The sequence below is a fragment of the Pseudomonas sp. CFII68 genome (assembly GCF_000416195.1).
Lineage (GTDB): Bacteria > Pseudomonadota > Gammaproteobacteria > Pseudomonadales > Pseudomonadaceae > Aquipseudomonas > Aquipseudomonas kilonensis.
In genome coordinates this window covers 21,274-41,750 of sequence record NZ_ATLN01000123.1, presented here as the reverse complement: position 1 = coordinate 41,750, position 20,477 = coordinate 21,274, and the positions used below count along the sequence as shown (strand labels likewise).

At 61.6% G+C, this 20,477-nt stretch carries 18 protein-coding genes; 14 read left to right on the top strand and 4 right to left on the bottom strand.

Annotation, left to right across the window (positions count from 1 at the left end; all coding sequences use genetic code 11):
* Nucleotides 1–23: 23 nt before the first annotated feature.
* Nucleotides 24–947, bottom strand: a complete 924-nt coding sequence (locus tag CFII68_RS03765; protein ID WP_014337867.1) for a MurR/RpiR family transcriptional regulator — start codon at nucleotides 945–947, stop codon at nucleotides 24–26.
* Between the two features lie 313 nt (nucleotides 948–1,260).
* Here CFII68_RS03765 and iolC point away from each other — a divergent pair, with 313 nt between their 5' ends.
* The 13 genes from iolC (at nucleotide 1,261) to CFII68_RS03830 (ending at nucleotide 18,404) form a co-directional block, all read left to right on the top strand.
* A complete protein-coding gene (iolC, locus tag CFII68_RS03770) occupies nucleotides 1,261–3,198 on the top strand; it encodes a 5-dehydro-2-deoxygluconokinase (RefSeq protein ID WP_018612785.1) in 1,938 nt (645 codons plus the stop codon).
* Between the two features lie 207 nt (nucleotides 3,199–3,405).
* On the top strand, nucleotides 3,406–4,299 hold the full coding sequence (gene iolE / locus CFII68_RS03775; protein ID WP_018612783.1) for a myo-inosose-2 dehydratase: 894 nt from the start codon (nucleotides 3,406–3,408) through the stop codon (nucleotides 4,297–4,299).
* The gene (iolB, locus tag CFII68_RS03780; protein ID WP_018612781.1) at nucleotides 4,296–5,105 is read left to right on the top strand and encodes a 5-deoxy-glucuronate isomerase; all 810 of its coding nucleotides are present in this window, start codon (nucleotides 4,296–4,298) and stop codon (nucleotides 5,103–5,105) included. Before iolE ends, iolB begins: the two co-directional genes overlap by 4 nt.
* Nucleotides 5,106–5,135: 30 nt before the next feature.
* Nucleotides 5,136–6,638: a CoA-acylating methylmalonate-semialdehyde dehydrogenase gene (locus CFII68_RS03785; protein ID WP_018612779.1), complete on the top strand. Its 1,503-nt coding sequence runs from the start codon at nucleotides 5,136–5,138 to the stop codon at nucleotides 6,636–6,638.
* A 36-nt stretch (nucleotides 6,639–6,674) separates the two neighbouring features.
* Complete coding sequence (locus tag CFII68_RS03790; RefSeq protein WP_018612777.1) at nucleotides 6,675–7,496, top strand: TIM barrel protein; 822 nt, start codon at nucleotides 6,675–6,677, stop codon at nucleotides 7,494–7,496.
* 166 nt (nucleotides 7,497–7,662) lie between these two features.
* Complete coding sequence (iolD, locus tag CFII68_RS03795; protein WP_018612776.1) at nucleotides 7,663–9,594, top strand: 3D-(3,5/4)-trihydroxycyclohexane-1,2-dione acylhydrolase (decyclizing); 1,932 nt, start codon at nucleotides 7,663–7,665, stop codon at nucleotides 9,592–9,594.
* 31 nt (nucleotides 9,595–9,625) lie between these two features.
* Nucleotides 9,626–10,636, top strand: coding sequence for a Gfo/Idh/MocA family protein (locus CFII68_RS03800; RefSeq protein ID WP_018612774.1), 1,011 nt, complete (start codon nucleotides 9,626–9,628; stop codon nucleotides 10,634–10,636).
* A 237-nt stretch (nucleotides 10,637–10,873) separates the two neighbouring features.
* Nucleotides 10,874–11,926: a Gfo/Idh/MocA family oxidoreductase gene (locus CFII68_RS03805; RefSeq protein WP_033062887.1), complete on the top strand. Its 1,053-nt coding sequence runs from the start codon at nucleotides 10,874–10,876 to the stop codon at nucleotides 11,924–11,926.
* Nucleotides 11,927–12,272: 346 nt separating this feature from the next.
* Nucleotides 12,273–13,199 carry a sugar ABC transporter substrate-binding protein gene (locus CFII68_RS03810; protein WP_018612769.1) on the top strand — a complete coding sequence of 309 codons (927 nt, stop codon included), beginning with the start codon at nucleotides 12,273–12,275 and terminating at the stop codon, nucleotides 13,197–13,199.
* Nucleotides 13,200–13,277: 78 nt separating this feature from the next.
* Complete coding sequence (locus tag CFII68_RS03815) at nucleotides 13,278–14,831, top strand: sugar ABC transporter ATP-binding protein (protein WP_018612767.1); 1,554 nt, start codon at nucleotides 13,278–13,280, stop codon at nucleotides 14,829–14,831.
* A 34-nt stretch (nucleotides 14,832–14,865) separates the two neighbouring features.
* Nucleotides 14,866–15,888, top strand: a complete 1,023-nt coding sequence (locus tag CFII68_RS03820; RefSeq protein WP_018612765.1) for an ABC transporter permease — start codon at nucleotides 14,866–14,868, stop codon at nucleotides 15,886–15,888.
* A gap of 327 nt (nucleotides 15,889–16,215) precedes the next feature.
* Nucleotides 16,216–16,620, top strand: a complete 405-nt coding sequence (locus CFII68_RS03825) for a TraR/DksA C4-type zinc finger protein (protein ID WP_003180518.1) — start codon at nucleotides 16,216–16,218, stop codon at nucleotides 16,618–16,620.
* Nucleotides 16,621–16,736: 116 nt separating this feature from the next.
* Entirely contained in the window at nucleotides 16,737–18,404 is a 1,668-nt protein-coding gene (locus CFII68_RS03830; protein ID WP_371103556.1) for a methyl-accepting chemotaxis protein, read from the top strand.
* Between the two features lie 193 nt (nucleotides 18,405–18,597).
* Here CFII68_RS03830 and CFII68_RS03835 read toward each other — a convergent pair whose 3' ends face one another.
* The 3 genes from CFII68_RS03835 to CFII68_RS28295 form a co-directional block, all read right to left on the bottom strand.
* The gene (locus CFII68_RS03835; protein WP_018612759.1) at nucleotides 18,598–18,834 is read right to left on the bottom strand and encodes a DUF2789 family protein; all 237 of its coding nucleotides are present in this window, start codon (nucleotides 18,832–18,834) and stop codon (nucleotides 18,598–18,600) included.
* Nucleotides 18,835–18,921: 87 nt separating this feature from the next.
* Nucleotides 18,922–19,152: a hypothetical protein gene (locus CFII68_RS03840; RefSeq protein ID WP_003202853.1), complete on the bottom strand. Its 231-nt coding sequence runs from the start codon at nucleotides 19,150–19,152 to the stop codon at nucleotides 18,922–18,924.
* Between the two features lie 137 nt (nucleotides 19,153–19,289).
* Complete coding sequence (locus tag CFII68_RS28295; protein ID WP_024619513.1) at nucleotides 19,290–19,526, bottom strand: hypothetical protein; 237 nt, start codon at nucleotides 19,524–19,526, stop codon at nucleotides 19,290–19,292.
* Between the two features lie 428 nt (nucleotides 19,527–19,954).
* Here CFII68_RS28295 and CFII68_RS03845 point away from each other — a divergent pair, with 428 nt between their 5' ends.
* Entirely contained in the window at nucleotides 19,955–20,404 is a 450-nt protein-coding gene (locus tag CFII68_RS03845; protein WP_003202850.1) for a hypothetical protein, read from the top strand.
* The last annotated feature ends 73 nt before the right edge of the window (nucleotides 20,405–20,477 follow it).

Genomic DNA, 20,477 nt, shown 5'->3' with positions numbered 1-20,477 from the left:
CCTTGAGTAATCCTTTGCGGGCGTTAATCCTCGAACCCGACCTGTTCATGGATTTCATCGACCTTGAGTTCCAGTCGGTAAGCCACGGCGATGAACAACGCCTGGCACAGGCACAACGTGGCACTCAGGGAGCGGAAGGCGAACGAACTGCCTTCGTTGACCAGCAACACCGCGTTGGCCCGTTTGGCCAGGGGCGACAGGTTACTGTCGGTGATGATCAGGGTCTTGGCCTGGTGGTGCTGGGCAATGCGCAGGCAGTGCTGGGTTTCCTTGCCATAGGGCGTGAAGCTGATGGCGATGACCAGGTCGTTGGCGCGCACGCTGCGCATCTGCTCGCGGTAACTGCCCCCCAGGCCGGACACCAGGTGAATGCGTTTATTGGTGTGTTGCAGGTTGTAGACCAGGTAATCGGCGACCGCGAACGAGCGGCGCACACCCACCACGTAGATGTTGTCGGCGTTGACCACCAGGTCCACGGCCTTTTCGAACGCCTGGTCGTCCAGCTCCAACCCCAGTCGCTCGATGCCCGACAGGGTCGCGTTGACGCACTCGCGGGCCAGGTCGCCGCCGCTGGCCTTCTGCGACTTGTTGGCGATCATGCTGCGGATGCGCTGCTGGTAGTTCTGCACCGGCGTGGTCTTGTGGGTGTAGGCCTCGCGGAACAACGCCTGCATTTCGCTGAACCCGCTGAAGCCGAAGCGCTGGGAAAACCTGACGATGGCCGAGGGGTGCACTTCGCATTCCCGGGCGATGTCGCTGATGCGGTCGACCATGATCCGGTCGCTCTGCTGGCTCATGTAGCTGGCGATGCGTTTGAGCTGGCGCGGCAGGCTTTCGTATTCATCGGTGATCAGTTGCAGCAGGCGCTCGGCATTGATCGGTGGGCTCGAGAGGGCGGGTTCGGACGCGCTCTCGGACGGCGCCGGCAGATCATCAGGGCGGGTCATAGAAAATCCTTCTGGCTTGTTCTTATAGGGCGGCCCGAAAAAAGGCCGGCCCTCGACAATAGGTTGGCTGGTCGCAGTCTACAGCGTAGGCGCAGGGAAAATCATGGGCGGACAAATGTTGCAGCATCTGCTGAAACGATGCACTGCGCCTGGCTCGCTTTGCTCATAGCGTATTGGAAAAAATATTCCACGTAAAAAATTTATAGAATAATTATTGATTATTGCGCGCCGCTCGTTTTAGTCTGCATTCACCAACAGCGCTGGCGTCGATTTTGGCGACAAGCGCAGGCTGATAAAAATAACAGGAGCCAGCATGGGCCAGACTCGTTTTGCCAGTGGGCGTCAATTGGATGTGATCTGCCTGGGACGCCTGGGCGTCGACCTTTACGCGCAGCAAGTCGGCGCGCGCCTGGAAGATGTCGCAAGCTTCGCCAAGTACCTGGGCGGTTCGTCGGCCAACATCGCTTTCGGCACGGCACGCCTGGGGCTCCGGTCGGCGATGCTGAGCCGGGTAGGGGACGACCACATGGGCCGCTTCCTGGTGGAATCCCTGGCACGTGAAGGCTGCGATGTCAGTGGCATCAAGGTCGATTCCGAACGCCTGACGGCCATGGTCCTGCTGGGGATCAAGGACCGGGAAACCTTTCCCCTGGTGTTCTACCGGGAAAACTGCGCCGACATGGCGTTGCGCGCCGAAGACATCGACGAAGCCTTCATTGCCTCCAGCAAGGCGCTGCTGATCACCGGCACGCATTTCTCTACCGATGGCGTCTACAAGGCCAGTACCCAGGCGCTGGATTACGCTGAGAAACACAACGTCAAATGCGTGTTGGACATCGATTATCGACCAGTGCTCTGGGGGCTGGCGGGCAAGGCCGATGGGGAAACCCGTTTTGTGGCCGACCAGAAGGTCAGCCAGCATGTGCAAGGCATCCTGCCGCGTTTCGACCTGATCGTTGGCACCGAAGAAGAATTCCTCATCGCTGGCGGCAGCGAAGATCTGCTGACCGCGCTGCGCACCGTGCGCTCGCTGACGGCGGCGACCCTGGTGGTCAAGCTTGGCCCGCAAGGTTGCACGGTGATTCATGGCGCCATTCCCGCCCGCCTTGAAGACGGCGCCCTTTACCCTGGTGTCCGGGTCGAGGTCTTGAATGTACTGGGCGCCGGTGATGCATTCATGTCGGGGTTCCTCGCCGGCTGGCTGCAGGACGCCAGCGATGAGCGCTGCTGTCAGTTGGCCAATGCCTGCGGCGGCCTGGTGGTGTCGCGTCATGCCTGTGCCCCGGCGATGCCGACCCGGGCCGAGCTCGACTATTTATTCAAGAGCCCGGTGCCGATTACCCGTCCGGACCAGGATGCCGTGCTGCAACGACTGCATCAGGTCAGCGTGCCCCGCAAGACCTGGAAACAACTGTTCATCTTTGCGTTCGACCATCGCTGGCAACTGGTGGAACTGGCGCAGAAGGGCGGCCGCGACCTGAGCTGCATTGGTGACCTCAAGCAATTGTTCATCCAGGCGGTGGAGCGGGTCGAAGCCGACCTGCAACGCCAAGGCGTCGAGGCCGACGTCGGTCTGCTGGCTGACCAGCGCTTCGGCCAGGACTCGCTGAACGCTGCCACCGGACGTGGCTGGTGGGTGGCGCGGCCGGTGGAAGTGCAGGGCTCGCGGCCACTGGCGTTCGAACACGGGCGCTCCATTGGCAGCAATCTGATCGCCTGGCCACAGGAACAGATCATCAAGTGCCTGGTGCAATTTCACCCTGACGACGAACCACTGCTGCGCCTGGAGCAGGAAGCGCAATTGATGGGCTTGTACAAGGCGTCCCAGGTCAGCGGCCATGAATTGCTGCTGGAAGTCATTCCGCCCAAGGATCATCCGTCACCCCACCCGGACGTGCTCTATCGCGCCCTCAAGCGCCTCTACAACCTGGGTATTTTCCCGGCGTGGTGGAAGATCGAGGCCCAGAGCGCGGAGGAATGGAAACAGCTCGATGAGCTGATCCAGCACCGCGACCCGTATTGCCGTGGCGTGGTCCTGCTGGGCCTCAACGCCCCGGCCGCCGCCCTGGCCGAAGGCTTCCGCCAGGCCAGCCAGAGCACCACCTGCCGCGGTTTCGCCGTGGGCCGCACGATCTTCCAGGAACCGAGCCGGGCCTGGCTGGCCGGGGAAATCGATGATGAGACGCTGATCCGGCAGGTGCAGGGCAGGTTTGTGGAATTGATCGAGGCGTGGCGCAGTGCCCGTGCTTGATGGATGTTGCGCCGGCTCTTGTGGCGAGGGGATTTATCCCCTCTGGGCTGCGAAGCGGCCCCTTAAAGGTTTAATTCAATTTGCCTGACACACCGAGCTGCTGGGTTTGGGGCTGCTTCGCACCCCAGCGGGGATAAATCCCCTAGCCACAATAAGTATTCCAAACGGTTTTCGATATTCAGTTTGAAAACAATAAAAGGTGCAGCCATGCCCGCTATTCGAATTGGCATCAACCCGATTTCCTGGAGCAACGATGACTTGCCGTCGTTGGGCGGCGAGACGCCGTTGAGCACGGCGCTGAGCGAGGGCAAGGAAATCGGCTACGAAGGTTTTGAACTCAACGGCAAATTCCCCAAGGACGCCAAGGGTGTCGGCGATGTGCTGCGTCCTTATGACCTGGCGCTGGTCTCCGGCTGGTATTCCAGCCGCCTGGCCCGGCGTTCGGCGGCTGAGGAAATCGACGCCATCGCCAGCCACGTCGAGCTGCTGGCACAGAACGGCGCCAACGTGCTGGTCTATGGTGAAGTCGCCGATTCCATTCAAGGCCAACGCATTTCACTGATCGAGCGGCCGCGTTTCCATACGGATGAAGCCTGGCAAGCCTACGCCGACAAGCTCACCGAGCTGGCGCGCTTCACCTTGTCCCGGGGCGTGCGCCTGGCCTATCACCACCACATGGGCGCCTATGTCGAGTCACCCGCGGACATCGACAAGCTGATGGCCCTGACCGGCAGCGAAGTGGGCCTGCTGTTCGACTCGGGCCACTGCTACATGGGCGGTGGCGAACCGTTGCAGGTGCTGCGCAAACACATCGAGCGAGTCTGCCATGTGCACTTCAAGGACGTGCGCAAACCGGTGGTGCAACTGGCGCGCAATAACCTGTGGAGTTTTCCCGACTGCATCATCAACGGCACCTTCACCGTGCCGGGGGACGGCGACATCGACTTCGCCGCGTTGCTCGACGTCCTGCTGGCCGCCGATTACCAAGGCTGGCTGGTGGTGGAAGCCGAGCAGGACCCTGCCGTAGCACCGAGTTATGCCTACGCCAAGAAGGGCTACGACACGCTGCGTGCCTTGCTGCAAGAAAGGAGTCCGTCATGAGCTTGTTGATCAAGAGCCATGCCAGCGGTCGAACCATGGTCCAGTTGCCGGCAGGTGAGCTGGAATACGTCGGGTTCGCCGCCTACCGCCTGAGCCTCGGTGAAACCCTGCCGGTGGCCGCCGGTGACAAGGAATTGTGCCTGGTGCTGCTCAGCGGGCGCATCAGCCTCAAGGGCGAAGCGCCGGGGCAGGGCGCTTTCCATTGGGACAACCTCGGTGATCGCCAGTCGGTGTTCGAGGACAAGTCACCCTATGCCGCTTACCTGCCGCCCGGCAGTCAGGCCCAGGTCACCGCGTTGAGTGATGTGCAGATTGCCGTGTGCGCCGCGCCGGGTTCTGCGCAAAACAGTTATGCCCCACGGCTGATCCGCCCGGACAGCATGAAGCGCAGTGTGCGCGGCAAGGGCGCCAACACCCGCTATGTCTGCGACATCCTGCCCGACAGCGAACCGGCCCATTCGCTGCTGGTGGTGGAAGTGCGCACACCGTCGGGGCACTCCTCGAGCTACCCGCCGCACAAGCACGACACCGACGACCTGCCGCACCAGAGCTTCCTGGAAGAAACCTATTACCACCAGGTCAACCCGTCCCAAGGCTTCGTGTTCCAGAGGGTCTACACCGACGACCGCAGCATCGACCAGGCCATGGCCGTGGAGAACAGCGACCTGGTGGTGGTGCCCAAGGGCTATCACCCGGTCAGCGTGCCCTACGGTTACGAGTCGTATTACCTGAACGTCATGGCCGGCCCGAAGCGGGTCTGGCAGTTCCATAACGATCCGCAGCACAGCTGGCTGCTGGACCTCTGATTTCCAACATTCGCACGGAGAACAAGAACAATGAGTGACGCCCCGGTAGTAGGCCATTACCTCAACGGCCACGTGCAGGACCGCGACAGCACGCGTTTCAGCAATGTCTTCAACCCGGCCACCGGTGCGGTGCAGGCCCGGGTGGCCCTGGCCGAGCCGGGCACCGTCGACGCGGCAGTGGCCTCGGCGCTGGCGGCGTTCCCGGCCTGGTCCGAGCAGTCGTCATTGCGCCGTTCGCGGGTGATGTTCAAGTTCAAGGAACTGCTGGACCGGCACCACGACGAACTGGCGCAGATCATCAGCCGTGAACACGGCAAGGTGCTGTCCGACGCCCACGGCGAAGTCACCCGAGGCATCGAGATCGTCGAGTACGCCTGCGGTGCGCCGAACCTGCTCAAGACCGATTTCAGCGACAACATCGGCGGCGGCATCGACAACTGGAATCTGCGCCAGCCCCTGGGCGTTTGCGCCGGGGTCACGCCGTTCAATTTCCCGGTGATGGTGCCGTTGTGGATGATTCCCCTGGCGCTGGTTGCCGGCAACTGCTTCATCCTCAAGCCTTCGGAGCGCGATCCCTCCGCCAGCCTGCTGATGGCCCGGTTGCTGACCGAAGCCGGCTTGCCGGACGGTGTGTTCAACGTGGTCCAGGGCGACAAGGTGGCGGTGGATGCGCTGTTGCAGCACCCGGACATCGAAGCGATATCCTTTGTCGGCTCCACGCCGATTGCCGAGTACATCCACCAGCAGGGCACGGCACACGGCAAACGTGTGCAGGCCCTGGGCGGGGCCAAGAACCACATGATCGTCATGCCTGACGCCGACCTCGACCAGGCGGCGGATGCCCTGATCGGCGCCGCCTACGGTTCGGCCGGCGAGCGCTGCATGGCGATTTCCATCGCTGTGGCAGTGGGCGACGTGGGCGATGAATTGATTGCCAAGCTGTTGCCCCGTATCGACCAACTGAAGATCGGTAACGGTCAGCAGCCCGGCACCGACATGGGGCCGCTGGTCACCGCCGAACACAAGGCCAAGGTCGAAGGTTTCATCGACGCCGGCGTGGCCGAGGGCGCTCGGCTGATCGTCGATGGCCGTGGTTTCAAGGTGCCCGGGGCCGAGCAGGGGTTCTTTGTCGGCGCGACGCTGTTCGACCAGGTCACCGCCGAGATGAGCATCTACCAGCAAGAGATTTTCGGCCCGGTGCTGGGGATCGTCCGTGTACCGGATTTCGCCACGGCGGTGGCGCTGATCAACGCCCATGAATTCGGCAACGGCGTGTCGTGCTTCACCCGTGACGGCGGCATTGCCCGGGCGTTCGCCCGCAATATCAAGGTTGGCATGGTCGGCATCAATGTACCGATTCCGGTGCCCATGGCCTGGCATTCCTTTGGCGGCTGGAAGCGTTCGTTGTTCGGCGATCACCATGCCTACGGCGAAGAAGGCCTGCGCTTCTACAGTCGCTACAAAAGCGTGATGCAGCGCTGGCCCGACAGCATCGCCAAGGGGCCTGAATTCAGCATGCCGACTGCCCAATAACGCATTTTTCGAATGTCTGCCGGAGGGAGAACAACAATGAACAAGCCCCTGCGTTTTGCCTTGAACCGAATGGTTGCCCCACGCCTGTCACTGCCCGCTTTCATCGACCTGGCCCTGGCGTTGAAAACCGACGCCATCGAGATCCGCAACGATCTGAAGGGCGTCGAGATCGAAGACGGTATGCCGCCGGCCCGGGTGCGCGAGTTGTGCGAGGCGCGCGGCATCAAGGTGCTGTCGATCAACGCCCTGTATCCTTTTGACGTGTGGAACGAAGAGCGTCGTGCCCAGGCCGTGCGGTTGGCCGATTACGCCCGCGAATGCGGTGCCGAGGGCCTGGTAATGTGCCCGCTCAACGACCGCGCCGACCCGCGCAGCGAGGCTGAACGCGCGGCTGGGCTGCGTACAGCCCTCAGCGAACTGGCGCCGATCCTGCGCGCCTTTGGCATCTACGGGTTCATCGAGCCCCTGGGTTTCGAAGAGTGCTCGTTGCGCCGCAAGCGCACGGCGGTGGAAGCGATCAAGAGCATTGGCGGGCTGGATGTGTTCCGCCTGGTGCATGACACCTTTCACCATCATTTGGCCGGTGAACAGGAATTCTTCCCCGAGCTGACCGGGCTGGTGCACATCTCCGGTGTCGAGGATGCCCAGGCGCCGCTGGCGACGATCCGTGACGGCCACCGGGTGCTGGTGGGTGCGGCTGACATCCTTGGCAATGCCGTGCAGATCGAGGCGCTGCGGGCCGGTGGCTACGAGGGCTATCTGTCCTTCGAACCGTTCGCCGAGAGCGTCCATGACCTGGCCGACATCCGCCAGGCGTTGGGGGCGAGCATGAACCACTTGCAAAGCTCCCAGGCCTGACCCCGTTATCGACCTGATGAAGATCCCCTTGTGGGAGCGGGCTTGCTCGCGAAGGCGGCAGTACATCCAACATTGATGTCGACTGACATGCCGCTTTCGCGAGCAAGCCCGCTCCCACAGGGGATTGAGCAAACCGCCAAATTTGCATTCCAGACAAGGTGCAAGCATGACCACAACACGACTGACCATGGCCCAGGCCCTGGTGAAATTCCTCGATAACCAGTACATCGAAGTCGATGGCGTCCAGAGCAAGTTCGTCGCCGGGGTCTTTACCATTTTTGGCCACGGCAACGTGCTGGGCCTGGGCCAGGCGCTGGAGCAGGACAGCGGCGACCTGGTGGTCCATCAGGGCCGTAACGAGCAAGGCATGGCCCATGCCGCCATCGGGTTTGCCAAGCAGCATCTGCGGCGCAAGATCTACGCCTGCAGCTCGTCGGTCGGCCCCGGTGCGGCGAACATGCTGACCGCCGCGGCCACCGCCACGGCCAATCGCATTCCGTTGCTGCTGTTGCCCGGCGATGTCTATGCCAGTCGCCAGCCGGACCCGGTGCTGCAGCAGATCGAGCAGTTCCACGACCTGAGCATCAGCACCAACGATGCCTTCAAGGTCGTGAGCAAATACTGGGATCGCATCAACCGCCCCGAGCAATTGATGACCGCCGCGATTCATGCGATGCGCGTACTGACCGACCCGGCCGAAACCGGCGCGGTGACCCTGGCCTTGCCCCAGGACGTGCAGGCCGAAGCCTACGATTACCCGGATTACTTCCTGCAAAAACGTGTGCACCGCATCGACCGCCGCCCGGCCACCGAAGCGATGCTCAGCGATGCCCTGGCGCTGCTCAAGGGCAAGCGCCAGCCGTTGATCATCTGTGGCGGCGGTGTGCGCTACTCCGGCGCCAACGCCGCGTTGCAGGCCTTTGCCGAGCGCTTCGACATTCCGTTCGCCGAGACCCAGGCCGGCAAGAGCGCGGTGGTGTCCAGTCACCCGCTGAACGTTGGCGGTGTCGGTGAAACCGGTTGTCTGGCGGCGAACCTGCTGGCCAAGAAAGCCGACCTGATCATCGGCATCGGCACCCGCTACAGCGATTTCACCACCGCGTCGAAATGGCTGTTCCAGCACCCGGATGTGCAGTTCCTCAATCTCAACATCAGCCCGTGCGATGCCTTGAAACTCGACGGCGTGCAACTGCTGGCGGACGCCCGTTCGGGGCTGGAAGCGATGTCCGCCGCGATGGGCGACTATCGCGCCGAATGGGGCGGACAGATCGCCGATGCCAAGGCCCAGCTCGACGCCGAAGTGGACCGGATCTATCAGGCGGATTTCCAGACCGAGGATTTTGTCCCGGAAATCAACGATCACATGGACCCGGCGGTGTTTCGCGAATTCATCGAACTCACCGGTTCCTGCCTGACCCAGAGCCGCGTGCTCGGCACCCTCAACCAGACCCTGGCGGATGACGCCATCATCGTCGCCGCCGCCGGTAGCCTGCCCGGCGATTTGCAGCGCAGTTGGCGCAGCAAGGGCGTGAATACCTATCACGTCGAGTACGGTTATTCGTGCATGGGCTATGAGGTGAATGCGGCGCTGGGGGTGAAACTCGCCGAGCCCGACAAAGAGGTCTACGCGCTGGTGGGCGATGGCTCCTACATGATGCTGCACTCGGAGTTGGCGACCTCGATCCAGGAGCGCCGCAAGATCAATGTGGTGCTGCTGGACAACATGACCTTCGGGTGCATCAACAACCTGCAAATGGAACACGGCATGGACAGCTTCGGCACCGAGTTCCGCTTCCGCAACCCGGACACCGGCAAGCTCGACGGCGGTTTTGTGCCGGTGGACTTCGCCATGAGCGCCGCGGCCTACGGTTGCAAGACCTACAAGGTCAAGACCCTCGACGAACTGCACGCGGCCCTGGCCGATGCGCGGCGCCAGAGCGTCTCGACGCTGATCGACATCAAGGTCCTGCCCAAGACCATGATCCACAAATACCTGTCGTGGTGGCGGGTTGGCGTGGCGCAAGTCTCCACCAGCGCCCGCACTGATGCCGTCGCCAAGACCCTCAATGAACGACTGGCCAAGGCCCGTCAATACTGATTGCCCCAACAATACGAAAGGAGTTCTCTACATGTCTTTGAAGCTGGGCGTCATCGGCACCGGGGCCATCGGCCAGGACCATATCCGTCGTTGCAGCCAGACCTTGCTCAACAGCCAGGTGGTGGCGGTGACCGACATCAACCTGCAACAAGCGGCCAAGGTCGTTGCCGATCTGAAGTTGACCGCCGAGGTCTACCCCGACGGTCATGCATTGATCAAGGCGCCGGACGTGGAAGCGATCCTCGTCACCTCCTGGGGCCCGAGCCACGAAGAATTCGTGCTGGCGGCGATTGCGGCGGGCAAACCGGTGTTCTGTGAAAAGCCCCTGGCGGTCACGGCCGAAGGCTGCCGCAAGATCGTCGAGGCCGAAGTGGCCCACGGCAAGCGCCTGGTGCAGGTTGGCTTCATGCGCCCGTACGATGAAGGTTATCGGGCACTGAAAGCGGTGATCGACAGCGGCCAGATCGGCGAACCGCTGATGCTGCATTGCGCCCACCGCAACCCGAGCGTGGGCGAAAACTACAAGACCGACATGGCGATCACCGACACCTTGATCCATGAGCTGGATGTGTTGCGCTGGCTGCTGGCCGATGACTATGTGTCGGTGCAGGTGGTGTTTCCGCGCAAGACCAGCAAGGCCCTGGCCCACTTGCGCGATCCGCAGATCGTCCTGCTGGAAACCGCCCGGGGCACGCGCATCGATGTGGAAGTGTTCGTCAACTGCCAGTACGGCTACGACATCCAGTGCGAAGTGGTGGGGGAGACCGGCATCGCCAAGCTCCCGGAACCGTCCCAGGTGCAACTGCGCAGTGGCGCCAAGTTGTCCAATGCGATCCTGATGGACTGGAAGGACCGTTTCATCGCAGCCTACGACGTCGAATTGCAGGCCTTCATCGACGGCGTGCGCGCCGGGCAGGTGGGCGGGCCGTCGGCCTGGGATGGTTTTGCCGCAGCGGTGGCGGCGGATGCCTGTGTGGCAGCGCAGCAGAGTGGGCAGATCGTCAAGGTCGACCTGCCCGAGCGCCCGCGTTTCTACGGCTGACCACATTTCTCCTTTTGGGATGCGGTCAAATTGTGGGAGCGAGCCTGCTCGCTCCCACAGGGGATCTGTTGTGAGCAGAGTTCCCGCAGTTACCCGAGAACAAACTGTGGGAGCTGAGCTTGCTCGCGATGGCGGTGGATCAGCTTGCATTGATGCTGAATGTGCCGCCGCCGCCATCGCGAGCAAGCTCAGCTCCCACAGGGATTGCACTCATTCAGTGACCAACAAGGAGCTTTCATGCGAATCGGACTAGTGGGCTACGGCAAGGGTGGGCGGTTCTTTCACGCGCCGCTGATCAGCAGTCTGCCCGGGGCTACGTTCGTCGGCGTGGTGACCCGGTCCGCTGAACGGCGCCAACAACTGGCCAGCGATCACCCGGATGCCCAGGCCTTCGACACCCTAGAGCAGTTGGTGGCGGCCGGCGTCGATGCGGTGGTGGTGTCCACACCGCTGGACGGTCGCCCGGAGGTGGTGATGCAAGCCATCGAACTCGGCGTGGCGGTGGTCAGCGACAAACCGTTCGCCCCTGACGCCGCCCAGGCCGAGGCGCTGGTGCTGGCCGCCGAACGCCGCAACGTGCCACTGAGCGTGTACCAGAACCGCCGCTGGGATTCGGATTTCCTGACCCTGCGCAAGCTGCTGGCGTCCGGCGCCCTGGGGCAGGTCATTCGTTTTGAATCCAGCGTCGAGCGCTATTCGCCGACCTCGGTCGGCAAAGGCAGCGGTGGCGGGTTCCTGCGCGACTTGGGCAGCCACTTGGTGGACCAGGCGCTGCAACTGTTCGGGCCGGTGGCGCGGGTCTACGCCGAGCTGGATTACCGCCAGCCCGACCAGGTGTTCGACAACGGCTTCTTCCTGTCCTTGACCCATGCCAGCGGCGTGATTTCCCACTTGAGCGGCAACTGTGTGCAGAACGCGGCGCGCCCACGCTTTCGGGTCAACGGCACCCAAGGGTGCTACACCGTAGAAGGCTTGGACGGGCAAGAGGCCCAGGCATTGGCGGGCTTGAGCCCGGCGACCGAGGGTGAACGCTGGGGCGCTGAAGAACATCGGCGCTGGGGCTGGTTCGAACACGGCACCGAGCGCGAGCGGGTGACCTCGGAGCGTGGCTGCTGGCTGGCGTTCTACCAACAGCTGCAAACCGCATTGCAGGGCGCTGGCCCGCTGCCGGTGGAGGCCCGTGATGCACTGGCGACCACGCGCATCCTTGATGCTGCCCGGCAGAGTGCCGAGCAGGGCGAAGTGGTGCGTTTATCCACGCCTGTGGGCCATGGAATAAAAAACGAATAAAATTCTAAAATTAGTTGATATGGAAAATATTTTCCAATAAAGTCGATTCCAGGTTACCGACAATCCTGTCTGTCTCCCGCCAAGCCAGCCTTGAACGGACGATAGACGAAACAAAAACAAGAAACACAGCTAGGTACCGTCGATGAAAACCTTCAGCCGCTCTGCGTTTCACCTGTCACATCTGCTGCGCCTGTCCGCAGTCCTTCCCCTGTTCGAATCCCTGTGTATCCAGCGTAACGGCGCCATGGTGTGTTGCATGCCCGGCGCGCCCATCGTGCGCTTGCCCCGTTCCTGATCCGTCACGCCTTATCCATAAAACCAACAAAAAAGTGGAGAAAGACCGTTCATGAAGACCAAGACCCGTATCGCCTCGCTGGCCCTGTCGTTGATGCTCACCAGCGGCGCTGCCCTGGCGGACCTGAAGATCGGCGTCAGCATGTCCCAGTTCGATGACACCTGGTTGACGTACCTGCGCGAATCCATGGACAAGAAAGCCAAGTCCCTGCCGGACGGCGTCACCCTGCAGTTCGAAGACGCGCGCAGTGACGTGGTCAAGCAGCTGAGCCAGGTGGAAAGCTTCATCAGCCAGAAGGTCGACGCGCTCATCGTCAACCCGGTGGACACCGCCGCGACCCAGCGCATCACCAAGGCCGCCGTGGCCGCCGGTATCCCACTGGTGTACGTCAACCGCCGCCCGGACGATCCGAAGTTGCCAGAAGGCGTGGTCACCGTGGCCTCCGATGACCTGGAAGCCGGGCGCATGCAGATGCAATACCTGGCCGACAAGATGGGCGGCAAGGGCGACATCGTGATCCTGCTGGGCGACCTGGCCAACAACTCCACCGCCAACCGCACCAAGGGCGTCAAGGAGGTGCTGGCCAAATACCCCAACATCAAGATCGAGCAGGAACAGACCGGTACCTGGTCCCGGGACAAGGGCATGACCCTGGTCAACGACTGGCTGACCCAGGGTCGCGATTTCAATGCCGTGGTGTCCAACAACGACGAGATGGCCATCGGCGCCGCCATGGCCCTCAAGCAAGCGGGCACCAAGAAGGGCAGCGTATTGATTGCCGGGGTCGATGGCACACCGGACGGCTTGAACGCGATCAAGAAAGGCGACATGGCGGTCTCGGTGTTCCAGGACGCCAAGGGCCAGGCCGATGGATCGATCGATACGGCGGTGAAAATGGTCAAGAAACAACCGGTCGAACAGTCCGTCTGGGTGCCGTATCGCCTGATCACGCCGGAAAACGTCGATCAGTTCAAGTGACGTTTGACGCACCGGTCCCACCACAACAATAAAACAGGCAAGGTTGCAACGCCGACCTTGCCGAGGGAGTACCTGATCATGTTCGCTTCAGCGACTGCTTCGAGCGCCCCGGCGATGACTTTCCGGCCGGACGTAATACCTGATGAACCGTATCTGCTGGAAGTCGTCAATGTCAGCAAAGGCTTTCCCGGCGTGGTGGCCCTGTCCGATGTACAACTGCGGGTACGCCCCGGTTCCGTACTGGCCCTGATGGGCGAGAACGGTGCGGGCAAATCCACCTTGATGAAGATTGTCGCCGGCATCTATCAGCCGGACGCCGGCGAACTGCGCTTGCGCGGCAAACCGGTGAAATTCGACACGCCCCTGGCGGCCTTGCAGGCTGGCATCGCGATGATCCATCAGGAACTGAACCTGATGCCCCACATGAGCATCGCCGAGAACATCTGGATCGGCCGCGAGCAGCTCAACGGCCTGCACATGGTCGACCATGGCGAAATGCATCGCTGCACTGCCCGGCTGTTGGAGCGCCTGCGCATCAACCTCGACCCCGAGGAGCAGGTGGGCAACCTGAGTATCGCCGAGCGGCAGATGGTCGAAATCGCCAAGGCCGTGTCCTACGACTCCGACATCCTGATCATGGACGAGCCGACCTCGGCCATTACCGAGACCGAAGTCGCCCACCTCTTCTCGATCATTGCCGACCTCAAGTCCCAGGGTAAGGGCATCATCTACATCACCCACAAGATGAACGAAGTGTTCGCCATCGCTGATGAAGTGGCGGTGTTTCGCGACGGCGCCTACATCGGCCTGCAACGGGCCGACAGCATGGATGGCGACAGCCTGATTTCGATGATGGTCGGGCGCGAACTGAGCCAGTTGTTCCCGGTGCGCGAGCAACCCATCGGTGAATTGGTGCTGTCGGTGCGCGACCTGAGTCTGGACGGCATCTTCAAAGGCGTGTCCTTCGACCTGCATGCCGGGGAGATCCTGGGCATCGCCGGGTTGATGGGCTCGGGCCGGACCAACGTGGCCGAGGCGATTTTCGGCGTGACCCCGAGTACCGGCGGCGAAATCCTGCTGGACGGCCAACCGGTGCGCATCAGCGACCCGCACATGGCCATCGAGAAAGGCTTCGCGCTGTTGACCGAGGACCGCAAGCTCAGTGGCCTGTTCCCGTGCCTGTCGGTGCTGGAAAACATGGAGATGGCCGTGTTGCCTCATTACGTGGGCAACGGCTTCATCCAGCAGAAAGCCCTGCGCGCCTTGTGTGAGGACATGTGCAAGAAGCTGCGGGTCAAGACCCCGTCGCTGGAGCAGTGCATCGACACTTTGTCTGGCGGCAACCAGCAGAAAGCGCTGCTGGCCCGCTGGCTGATGACCAACCCGCGGATCCTGATCCTCGACGAGCCGACCCGTGGCATCGATGTCGGCGCCAAGGCCGAAATCTATCGGCTGATTGCCTTCCTCGCCAGCGAAGGCATGGCGGTGATCATGATTTCCTCGGAGCTGCCGGAAGTACTGGGCATGAGCGACCGGGTCATGGTGATGCACGAAGGCGACCTGATGGGCACCCTCGACCGCAGCGAAGCGACCCAGGAACGAGTCATGCAATTGGCTTCAGGCCTGTCCTGATGCCCGTCAGTCCAGATAAAAAAGGTGAATGGTTATGAACGCGATACTGGAAAACAAACCCGCGGCCGCACCGGCCAGGGCGCGCCGGCGACTGCCGACGGAACTGAGTATCTTCCTGGTGCTGATCGGCATCGGCCTGGTGTTCGAAATGTTCGGCTGGATCATGCGTGACCAGAGTTTCCTGATGAACTCCCAGCGCCTGGTGCTGATGATCTTGCAAGTGTCGATCATCGGTCTGCTGGCCATCGGCGTGACCCAGGTGATCATCACCACCGGTATCGACCTGTCGTCCGGCTCGGTGCTGGCGCTATCGGCGATGATCGCCGCCAGCCTGGCCCAGACTTCTGACTTCGCCCGGGCGGTGTTTCCCTCCTTGACGGACTTGCCGGTGTGGATACCGGTGGTGGCGGGGCTCGGGGTAGGGCTGCTGGCCGGGGCGATCAACGGCAGCATCATCGCCATGACCGGTATTCCGCCGTTCATTGCCACCCTCGGCATGATGGTCTCGGCCCGTGGCCTGGCGCGCTACTACACCGAAGGCCAACCGGTGAGCATGCTGTCCGATTCCTATACCGCCATTGGGCATGGCGCGATGCCGGTGATCATCTTCCTGGTGGTAGCAGTGATCTTCCACATCGCCCTGCGCTACACCAAGTATGGCAAGTACACCTATGCCATCGGCGGCAACATGCAGGCGGCGCGTACCTCGGGCATCAACGTCAAGCGCCACCTGGTGATCGTCTACAGCATCGCCGGGTTGCTGGCGGGGTTGGCCGGCGTGGTGGCCTCGGCGCGGGCGGCGACCGGGCAGGCGGGCATGGGCATGTCCTATGAACTGGACGCGATTGCCGCGGCCGTGATCGGCGGCACCAGCCTGGCAGGCGGGGTGGGGCGCATCACCGGCACCGTGATCGGCGCGCTGATCCTTGGGGTGATGGCCAGCGGCTTTACCTTCGTCGGTGTCGATGCCTACATCCAGGACATCATCAAGGGGCTGATCATCGTGGTGGCGGTGGTCATCGACCAGTACCGCAACAAGCGCAAACTCAAGCGCTGAGACCCGGGAAGTTGCGACAAAGCGCCACGCCTGACCCGCGTGGCGTTGCCATTTGTCTTCTTAATACAGCTATTGCACCGAATTTCTTGTTATAAACGCACTCCGATGACTGCCAAAAGCCTGTCAGAGAACATTTGAAGGGGTTGTCGGACATTTTCCCTATGTTTTCAGTTGCTGAGGCCTCGACTCGGCCTTAGACTGCCGCCCCTCGTAAATTGAGTGCCGGGTGGCGCTTGGAATAGACGGCGCCTTCCTGATGAGCGTGGCAGCTGCGCTGCGGGACGCTCCATAATTCGCCTTAATGCACGTTTTTTTATAGAGATATCAATGACAAAGGAAAAGTTGCTGGCCATGCCGGCGGATGACTACATGAATGCCGAGCAGCTGGCTTTCTTCACCAAGCTGTTGCAGAACATGAAGGTCGAAACCCACGAGCGCATCGAACAGAACCGAATCGCCATTGAGAGCCTGGACACCCCGGCTGACCCGGCGGACGCTGCTTCCGTAGAAGAAGAGCGTACCTGGCTGGTCAATGCCATCGATCGCGACCAGCGCATGCTGCCTCAGTTGGAGCAAGCCCTGGACCGCATCAACGACGACAGCTTCGGCTGGTGCGACGACAGTGGCGAGGCTATTGGCCTCAAGCGCCTGCTGATCAGCCCGACCACCAAGTACTGCATCGAAGCCCAGGAACGTCACGAACAGATCGACAAGCACCAGCGTCAGGCCTGATTCGCGTTTTCCAACAAAAGATCGCGACCTTTTGACGAAGGCCGCGATCTTTTGCTTTCGCCCGTGCTCGTTCGTCTACTCCTGTTGATCTGCTGCAAGAACGCGACTAATGGACCATGGATAATGGCTCGGTAGTGGCGTTTAATGCGCTCATAACAACGAGAATGTGGGTGACGAACATGGCGACAGACGGAACGCTGGCGGGTGCGGTGCCGGCCTCGGTACCTGAGACAAAAAGCGCGGCGCGCTGGCTGACGCCGACCTTGCAGAGTCTCGCCCTGGTCTTGCTGCTGTGCGGTATGGCCCTGGGCGGCTGGTCGCTGTACTTGGGCCTGCCGCTGGTCATGCTCATCGTCTGGTTACCGCGCCTGCGTTCGCGCGTGGCCGCGGCGCCCGCACCCGCGACCGACACATTGGCCGAGCTGACCCGCGACCTGTCCTACACCACCAGCCATAACGCGCTGTCAGCGGCCGGTGTCGCCTATTCGGTCAAGCAACTGGCCGGCAAGGTCCAGTCCCAACTCGATGCGGCGGCGCAGATCGTCAGCAATGCCGAATCGATGATCGCCACCGAGCAAGCCACTTCGCAACTCAGCCAGCAGGCCCTGAGCGCCGCCAGCGAGGCCCATCGCAGCAGCGTGGCCGGGCGCAGCGAACTGGTGGAGTCCATCAGCCGCATGCACCAGCTCAGCCAGCGCGCAAACGACAGCCGTGAGTTGATCGAAGCCCTGAGCGTACGCAGCGATGAAATCCAGCGGGTCAGCCTGGTGATCCAGTCGATCGCCAGCCAGACCAACCTGCTGGCGCTGAACGCGGCCATCGAGGCGGCACGGGCCGGTGAGCATGGCCGTGGGTTCGCGGTGGTGGCCGATGAAGTCCGTGGCCTGGCCGGGCGTACCGCGGCAGCGACCGGCGAGGTCGGGGTGATGGTGGCCGACATCCAGCAGCGCACCGCCCAGGTGGTGGAGCAGATCCGTCAACTGGCCGCTGACCTGGACATTGGCGTGCAGCAGGTCGAGCACACCGGCCAGCATCTGGAAAACATCGCCCGGCTCGCCGCCGGCGTCGAAACCCAGGTCAGCGCCATCGCCGAAGGCACCGACACCAATCGCGAACAACTCGATAGCCTGTTCCACGCCATCGAGCAGATGCGCGGCGACCTGTCCATCAGCGACCAGCAGACCCAGCGCCTGGCCGAAGCGGCGGTGCAAATGGAAGGCCAGGCCGAAACCATCAGCGAACGCCTGGCCGAGGTGGGCCTCGACGATTATCACCAACGGGTCTACGACCTGGCGCGCGAAGGGGCGGGCCAGATCGCCGCGCAGTTCGAGGCCGATATCGACCAGGGCCGTGTCAGCCTGGAGGATCTGTTCGACCGCAACTACCAGCCGATCCCCAATACCCAGCCAGCCAAATTCCAGACCCGTTTCGACCGTTACACCGACCAGGTACTGCCGGCGATCCAAGAGCCCTTGCTTGCTCGGCATGAGGGCCTGGTGTTTGCGATTGCCTGCACCCAGCAGGGCTACGTGCCGACCCATAACAAGGTCTTCAGCCAGCCGCTGACCGGCGATCCCCAGGTGGACACGCTGAATAACCGTACCAAGCGCAAATTCTCCGACCGCACCGGGATCCGCTGCGGCAGCCACCAGCAGCCAGTGCTGCTCCAGACCTACACCCGAGACACGGGTGAGTTGATGCACGATCTTTCCGTACCGATCATGCTCAAGGGGCGTCACTGGGGTGGTTTGCGCCTGGGCTACAAACCCGAGAAGCCGCGCTAGGCTTCAATAGCACCGAGTGGCTGTGGGAGCAAGGCTTGCCCGCGATGCGCCACCGCTGTGGTTGTGGGAGCAAAGCTTGCTCGCGATGCAAGCGCCTCGGTTTCCTGGAAAACCGCGTCGTCTTCATCGCGAGCAAGCTTTGCTCCCACAGGTAAATCCCCCTCGCCACAAAAAGCGCTGGTGGCTCTTGAGGCTATTTGCCACCGTGCAGACGCACGTTCAGCTGATCCACCAGCACCGCTTCTTCGCCGTCGGCGAGCAGCCATTCCCGGAGCAGGTCTTTCTGCTGGTTCGACCAGAAATCGGCCTCCACCAGCTTGATCTCCGGGGCCAGGGGGTGGGCGATGATGAAGTCGTCAATGGCCTTGTCGTCGGAGGGCAGGCCCAGTTGGTCGAACAGGGTCTTGAGTTCGTGGGAAGGTTGTTCCATGGGAGTCTCCTTTGGTCGGGGCGCCGTCGTGGCGCCTCGGTGCTTCCCTTTATCTGAGGCAAGCGCTCATCAGGAGTTCGATCGGGCTCAGGCTTTCAAGGCCCCTTCATCCACGGCGGCCTTCAACGCCTTGGCCGCTTCCCTGGCGGCCTCGGCAGCGATCTCCGCGGTCTTGAACCAGCGATCCTTCTCCACCTGGTGGCAACTGACGGTGGTCAAGGGTGGCTTGGCGCGCATAACGATGACGGCCTGGAACTCGCCTTCGACTTCTCTGGCTTCGCCCCGGATAAAAAATTCGCCGATATCAAATTCCGTCACGTCGCGCCTTCTCCTCGAAGTCATACTCATGCTATGGGTGCGCAATCCGTCGATGGGCGACGGCTTCGCTGGGCGGGCAGTATGGCAGCAGTTGCCCGTCGGCGGCTGAGTTAAGTCATGGACGGGCATATATAGGCTCAGGCGCTGCGTTCGAGACGCCTGGCCAGGTAGCAGGCTTCGTTATGGTCGGTTCGGAAACCTCTTACTCGTCCAGTCGATGTTTCCTCAATGTGAAAAAAACACTTGCCGGCCAAAACGACCCGATAACGTGGTTGAATCAACGAAATGGGCAAGCAATCGACCCCGTCAAAGGTGTCATCTGTGTCGACGATGCAAGGGGCGACGGGGTGGGGCAGGGTTGTAAAAGTGGCCATGTGAATTCCTTTTCTATGGTTTACCGACGAATTGTCGGGTACTTCGAGTAGTCTCCACGCTGTCGGCTGCTCTAGAATCGGCAGTGTCGTGTGGACGGTTGCGCCTATCTAAAGCAATTTTTTTTGGGCTCGATGTCAGAAAAATGCTTTTTTAAGTGAGAAATTTCCCTAAAGTTAGTAGTCCCATCTTTTCCGATGCTCAGAGTGGCTTTTTCCTTCAGCCTCTGGCGACCCCCCGGGAAAGACGGCGAGAGCGGCAACCTTTAGTCTGCTCTCGGCCCGGGACAGGGCGCTCCGTTCACTTCGAATTTCAGTTACAGGTCCATTACGACACTACAGTCGGTACGGGTTCTCGTGGTCCGTCCTTTGTGCAGGACGGGCCTTTTTCAAATGATGGGGATGTTTCCTTGGCAGTAAGTAATCTCGACATGCATGCGTTATTCGTACTTGGTGACCTGCGGGCAAAACTGGTCAAACTCTTCCAGTCACGTTTCGTCTACATCACCGAGCAGACAGCCGAAGGTATCTATGTCGCCGAAATCGACACCGAGTCGGCCCTGGTGGTCGATGACAAGCCCAGGCTGGAGCTCAAGGTCGGTGATCATTTTCGCGCGGCGGTATTGCCCAGCCGCGAAGGTGGCAAGTTTGAAATCCGCTTTCGCGAAATCAAGCTGACGGTCTATGGCCTTGGCGATTACGCTTTCGTCACGACCCCCGGTGGTCAGGCAATCCTGTTCAAGGAAGGCCACAGCGTGGTGACCGTGTTTGCGGCCAACGAACAGTTGCAGGAAGGCTTGACCAAGACCTTGAAGGCGGTCACCGCCAAGGCCGCCAAGTGGCGCAAGGGCGAACTGGTGACCTTCAAGGCCAGCGAGTGACCGTTTCGCAAGATCTCGCTGGAACCTCGGCTACAGTCAATTGACTGAACTATTCAGGGCTTGCGTTCGGTTG

Bases quoted from the DNA above. Each gene is read 5' to 3' on its own strand.
- CFII68_RS03790 (WP_018612777.1), top strand. From the start codon at position 6,675: ATGAACAAGCCCCTGCGTTTTGCCTTGAACCGAATGGTTGCCCCACGC.
- CFII68_RS03800 (WP_018612774.1), top strand. From the start codon at position 9,626: ATGTCTTTGAAGCTGGGCGTCATCGGCACCGGGGCCATCGGCCAGGAC.
- CFII68_RS03830 (WP_371103556.1), top strand. From the start codon at position 16,737: ATGGATAATGGCTCGGTAGTGGCGTTTAATGCGCTCATAACAACGAGA.
- CFII68_RS03825 (WP_003180518.1), top strand. From the start codon at position 16,216: ATGACAAAGGAAAAGTTGCTGGCCATGCCGGCGGATGACTACATGAAT.
- CFII68_RS03810 (WP_018612769.1), top strand. From the start codon at position 12,273: ATGAAGACCAAGACCCGTATCGCCTCGCTGGCCCTGTCGTTGATGCTC.
- iolD (WP_018612776.1), top strand. From the start codon at position 7,663: ATGACCACAACACGACTGACCATGGCCCAGGCCCTGGTGAAATTCCTC.
- iolE (WP_018612783.1), top strand. From the start codon at position 3,406: ATGCCCGCTATTCGAATTGGCATCAACCCGATTTCCTGGAGCAACGAT.
- CFII68_RS03815 (WP_018612767.1), top strand. From the start codon at position 13,278: ATGTTCGCTTCAGCGACTGCTTCGAGCGCCCCGGCGATGACTTTCCGG.
- CFII68_RS03820 (WP_018612765.1), top strand. From the start codon at position 14,866: ATGAACGCGATACTGGAAAACAAACCCGCGGCCGCACCGGCCAGGGCG.
- iolC (WP_018612785.1), top strand. From the start codon at position 1,261: ATGGGCCAGACTCGTTTTGCCAGTGGGCGTCAATTGGATGTGATCTGC.
- CFII68_RS03805 (WP_033062887.1), top strand. From the start codon at position 10,874: ATGCGAATCGGACTAGTGGGCTACGGCAAGGGTGGGCGGTTCTTTCAC.
- CFII68_RS03785 (WP_018612779.1), top strand. From the start codon at position 5,136: ATGAGTGACGCCCCGGTAGTAGGCCATTACCTCAACGGCCACGTGCAG.
- CFII68_RS28295 (WP_024619513.1), bottom strand. From the start codon at position 19,526: ATGGCCACTTTTACAACCCTGCCCCACCCCGTCGCCCCTTGCATCGTC.
- CFII68_RS03845 (WP_003202850.1), top strand. From the start codon at position 19,955: ATGCATGCGTTATTCGTACTTGGTGACCTGCGGGCAAAACTGGTCAAA.
- iolB (WP_018612781.1), top strand. From the start codon at position 4,296: ATGAGCTTGTTGATCAAGAGCCATGCCAGCGGTCGAACCATGGTCCAG.
- CFII68_RS03835 (WP_018612759.1), bottom strand. From the start codon at position 18,834: ATGGAACAACCTTCCCACGAACTCAAGACCCTGTTCGACCAACTGGGC.
- CFII68_RS03765 (WP_014337867.1), bottom strand. From the start codon at position 947: ATGACCCGCCCTGATGATCTGCCGGCGCCGTCCGAGAGCGCGTCCGAA.